The organism is Aquabacterium sp. A08 (assembly GCF_011742065.1).
In genome coordinates this window covers 1-4,327 of the sequence record NZ_JAAQQT010000559.1, presented here as the reverse complement: position 1 = coordinate 4,327, position 4,327 = coordinate 1, and the positions used below count along the sequence as shown (strand labels likewise).

Here is a 4,327-nt window from a genome sequence, read left to right as displayed (position 1 = left end):
GGCAAGGTGCTGCTGCCCCAGGTGGCGGGCATGCTGGTGTACATGCTGATGGCCGCCGTGCTGCTCTACAAGCCCGAAGGCCTGTTCAAGCAGTGATTTGACGAGAAAGACCCCCACCCACCATGTCTGCCGCCAGCGCACACCTCGAACACCTGCCCCGCAGCCTGCAGCTCACGCTCGGGCTGGGCGTGGCCGCCCTCGCCCTCTTCCCCTTCCTGGGGCTGGAGAACACCGACTACTACCTCCAGATGCTGACGCAGATGATGATCCTGGCCATCTTCGCGATGAGCCTGGACCTGCTGCAAGGCGTGACCGGACTGGTGTCGCTGGGCCACGCCGCCTACTTCGGCCTGGCCGGCTACGCGCTGGCCTTCCTCACGCCCGAAAGCGGGGCCGTCAGCCTCTGGTGGAGCCTGCCGCTGGCCGCCGCCGGCGCCGGTCTGGCCGCGCTGCTGATCGGCTTCTTTGTCGTGCGCACCCACGGCATCTACTTCATCATGGTCACCATGGCGTTCGCGCAAATGGTGTTCTTCCTGTTCTTCGACAACAAGGCACTCGGCGGCTCTGACGGCATCTACGTCTACTTCAAGCCCAGCACCGCCCTGGGCGGCCTCAACGGCGGCGCCGAGCTGCTGGACCTGGAAAACAAGGTCACCTTCTTCTACTGCACCCTGGTGCTGCTGCTGGGGGTGTACGCCTTCCTGCGCCGGCTGCTGTTTTCGCCCTTTGGCCGGGCACTGTCCGGCATTCGGGTCAACGAGCACCGCATGCGCGCCATGGGCTACGGCACGCTCTGGTACAAGCTCAGCGCCTTCACCCTGGCCGGCACCCTGGCCGGCGTGGCGGGCTACCTGTGGGCCGCGCAAACCGGCTTCGTCAACCCGGAACTCATGGGCTTTCACCTCAGCGCCCACGCCATCATGATGGTGATCCTGGGCGGCATGGGCAACTTCGCCGGCGCCATCGTCGGGGCCTTTGCCTTCGAGTACCTGATGCACGTCTTCAAAGACCTGACCAAGCACTGGCAACTGCTGATGGGCGGCTTCATCGTCCTCGTCGTGATCTTTGCGCCGCGCGGCCTGCTGGGCCTGGGGCAAAGCCTGACCGAGCGTCTGGGCCGCCGCCGCCCGGTGGCTGCGCCCGCCCACGACGTCAACGCCGGAGAACAGCATGGCTGAAGACATCCTGCTGCAAGCGCAGCAACTGACGAAACGCTTTGGTGGCCTGGCCGCCGTCAACAACGTGTCGCTGACGCTGCAGCGCAACCACCTGCACGCGGTCATCGGGCCCAACGGCGCGGGCAAGTCCACGCTGACCAACCTGCTGTCGGGCGACCTGCCGCCCACCGAGGGTCGCATCACCCTGGCCGGCCGCGACGTGACCGGCCAGCCGCCCGAGGCGATTTCGCGCTGGGGCCTGGGCCGCAGCTACCAGAAAACCAACATCTTCCAGCCCTTCACCGTGTGGGAAAACGTGCGCCTGGCTGCGCAGTCGCGCACACCGCACGCGGCGCGCTGGCTGTCGCGCGCCAACCACCTGCACGACATCACCGAACGGGCCGAACGCGCCATCGAACTGGCGAGGCTGACCGCGCGTACCCGCTTCGTGGCCGGCGCCATCAGCCACGGCGAACAGCGCCAGCTCGAAATCGCCATGACCCTGGCCACCGCGCCGCAGGTGCTGCTGCTGGACGAGCCCCTGGCCGGCATGGGCCATGCCGAGGCCGAGCGCCTGGTGGAACTGCTGCTGGCCATCAAGAAGGACCACGCCATGATGCTGGTGGAACACGACATGGACGCGGTGTTCGCCCTGGCCGACCGCCTGACCGTGATGGTCAACGGCCAGGTGATCGCCAGCGGCACACCGGCCGACATCCGCGCCGACGCCGGCGTGCAAGCCGCTTACCTGGGTGAAGAAGCATGAGCGCACCAGAGATGTTGATCGAAACGCGTGGCCTGCACACGCACTACGGTGCCAGCCACATCCTGCGCGGCATCGACTTTGGCGTGGCCCGCGGCGAAACCATTGGCCTGATGGGGCGCAACGGCATGGGCAAGAGCACCCTGCTCAAGTCCATCATGGGGCTGGTCAAACCCAGCGGCGGCCAGGTCCACATCAAGGGCCAGGACAAAACCGGGGCCGCCACCTACGAGGTGGCGCGGCTGGGCATTGCCTACGTGCCCGAAGGCCGGGGCATCTTCGGCAACCTGAGCGTGAAGGAAAACCTGCAGATGTCGGCCCGCGCCGGCGTGCGCGGCCAGCGCGACTGGCACTACGACCGGGTGCTGGAAACCTTCCCCCGCCTGGCCGAACGCCTGAACCACGGCGGTCAGCAGCTCAGCGGCGGCGAGCAGCAGATGCTCACCATCGGCCGCGCGCTGATGACCAACCCGGACGTGCTCATCCTGGACGAAGCCACCGAAGGCCTGGCGCCGCTGATCGCGCGCGAAATCTGGCGCATTTGCGCGCTGATCCGCGACAGCGGCATCAGCAGCATCATCGTGGACAAGAACTGGAAGCACGTCACCCAGATCACCGACCGCAACGTGATCCTGGTCAAAGGCCAGGTGGTGTTCGAGGGCAGCTCGCCCGAGCTGGTGTCGCGCCCCGAGGTGCTGGAGCAGCACCTGGGCGTCTGATCCGGCCCGTTGCGCCCCACAAAAAGCCCGCCCCGGCACCGTGAGGTGACCGGGGCGGGCTTTCGGCACTGCTGGCCGGGGCGTCAGGCCCCGGCCGCCGTGTGCCTCACTGGTTCACGGGCGACTTCGGGTCCAGCAACAGCGCCATCACGTGCTGGATCTGCTGTTGCGTCAGAATGCCCTTGTGGCCCACCCGCGGCATTTGCGAACAGGCGTTGTAGGCCCGCGCGTTCCACAACTTGCCCCAGGTGTATTCGACGATCGCCTTGGCCTCGGGGCTGTTGGGGTCGCTCACACCGCGCAGCTTGCCGTAGTTGTACAGACTGGGGCCCAGTGTGCCGAAGGAGATTTCCTGTTTGGAAATCTGGTGGCAGTTGTAACAGTTGCCGCCGTTCACATCGGTGGCCTTGTCCGACCAGGTCAGGCCGCGCCCGCTCTGGGCAATCTTCTCGCCCTCCTTCCAGTCGCCCAGGAACTTGCCATCCGAAGGCCATTGAATGGTCTTCATCTCAGCCTCTTCGATGGCCTTGCCCACCTTCTCGGCAACGGGTTGGCCCGCCACATCGGCCGCCGCGCATTCGCGGTTGGCGGCGTCCTGCTCCAGCCGGTCCAGCTTGGCAATGCCCCGCTCCACGAACGAAGCCTTGACGATGTCCGCCGTCATCTTGTCGTAATCGGCCGACGAAGGGCCGGTGCCGCAGGCACTCAGCAAGAGCACGGCCGGCACCGCGGCCGCCACAATGGTTTTTTTCAGCATCTTGGACTCTCCTGATCAGCGCTTGATGGCCGGGACGATGGACTCGGCCCCTTTGGCATTCACCCCCATGTACACCCCCAGGGCGATGGTCACATCGCTGGCGAAGGTGGGCTCGGGGAAGCGCTGCTGGCGGTAACAGTCGTTCAGGCGGTGCTGCATGCTCCACATCTGCCCGTTGGACACGCGGTAGGCCGGCCAAGCGGCAAAGCCCACGCCATCGCCCGGGTTCTTGGTCAGGTTGGGCAGCTCCTGCAAGCGGATGCGTTTGCCATCGTCGCCGTGGCAACTGGCGCAGGAGAAGTCGTGCGGCCCGCCGCGCATGAAGAACAGGCGCTTGCCCACCTGGTACATGTCGCGCTCGGCTTGGGTGGTTTGTGGCAGGTTGAACCGCAGGCCCTTGGATTCGGCGGCAATCCAGGTCGCCAGCGCCACCACGTTGGCGGTTTCGCCACGGCCAAAACCGCGTGCGGTCACCTCTTTCTTGGCGTCAATGCCCTGCAGGGTTTCCATGCAGGTCATCAGGCGGCTCTCCAGGTCCTGCACCTTGCCGGTGTCCTTGAAAAAGCGCGGCAACTCCACAAAAGCGCCCTTGACCACGCCCGGGCCCTTGCCCAGATCGCACTGTTCCAGCGAGGCATTCTTGGGGCCCCGGGCCTTTTTCCAGAGGTCTTCACCCTTGACCTCGAACAGTTCGGCCGGGTTGCCATCCTGCAGCATCTCGCGGTATTTGGCGATGCCGTCGGAGGCGTCCTGCGCTTGTGCAGCCGTGACCGCGCCCAACGACGTCACGAAGGCCAGGACATAGAGGTTTTTGTTCATCGTGTTGTTCTCCTCGTTGCAAAGGGGGCCGCGCTGTGGCGCGGCCCCAGGGGTCGCAGCGGTCCGGTCAGGACACGGCGACTTCGTCGGTGCGGGTGTCGTTCTTGTTGTC

General features: G+C 65.9%; 5 protein-coding genes and 1 pseudogene. 4 read left to right on the top strand and 2 right to left on the bottom strand.

Annotated features, from left to right (window positions below; translation table 11 throughout):
* The 4 genes and pseudogenes from HA630_RS23450 to HA630_RS05845 form a co-directional block, all read left to right on the top strand.
* A pseudogene (locus HA630_RS23450) lies at positions 1 to 96 on the top strand (branched-chain amino acid ABC transporter permease); the annotation flags it as partial.
* 26 nt (positions 97 to 122) lie between these two features.
* A complete protein-coding gene (locus tag HA630_RS05855; RefSeq protein WP_166833211.1) occupies positions 123 to 1,178 on the top strand; it encodes a branched-chain amino acid ABC transporter permease in 1,056 nt (351 codons plus the stop codon).
* Positions 1,171 to 1,923, top strand: coding sequence for an ABC transporter ATP-binding protein (locus tag HA630_RS05850; RefSeq protein ID WP_166833209.1), 753 nt, complete (start codon positions 1,171 to 1,173; stop codon positions 1,921 to 1,923). The genes HA630_RS05855 and HA630_RS05850 overlap by 8 nt, the downstream gene beginning before the upstream one ends.
* The gene (locus HA630_RS05845; RefSeq protein WP_166833207.1) at positions 1,920 to 2,639 is read left to right on the top strand and encodes an ABC transporter ATP-binding protein; all 720 of its coding nucleotides are present in this window, start codon (positions 1,920 to 1,922) and stop codon (positions 2,637 to 2,639) included. Before HA630_RS05850 ends, HA630_RS05845 begins: the two co-directional genes overlap by 4 nt.
* Positions 2,640 to 2,745: 106 nt before the next feature.
* On the opposite strand, the gene soxX is transcribed toward HA630_RS05845, so the two are convergent.
* Positions 2,746 to 3,396, bottom strand: a complete 651-nt coding sequence (gene soxX / locus HA630_RS05840) for a sulfur oxidation c-type cytochrome SoxX (RefSeq protein WP_166833205.1) — start codon at positions 3,394 to 3,396, stop codon at positions 2,746 to 2,748.
* A 15-nt stretch (positions 3,397 to 3,411) separates the two neighbouring features.
* A complete protein-coding gene (gene soxA, locus HA630_RS05835) occupies positions 3,412 to 4,215 on the bottom strand; it encodes a sulfur oxidation c-type cytochrome SoxA (protein WP_166833203.1) in 804 nt (267 codons plus the stop codon).
* Positions 4,216 to 4,327: the final 112 nt, after the last annotated feature.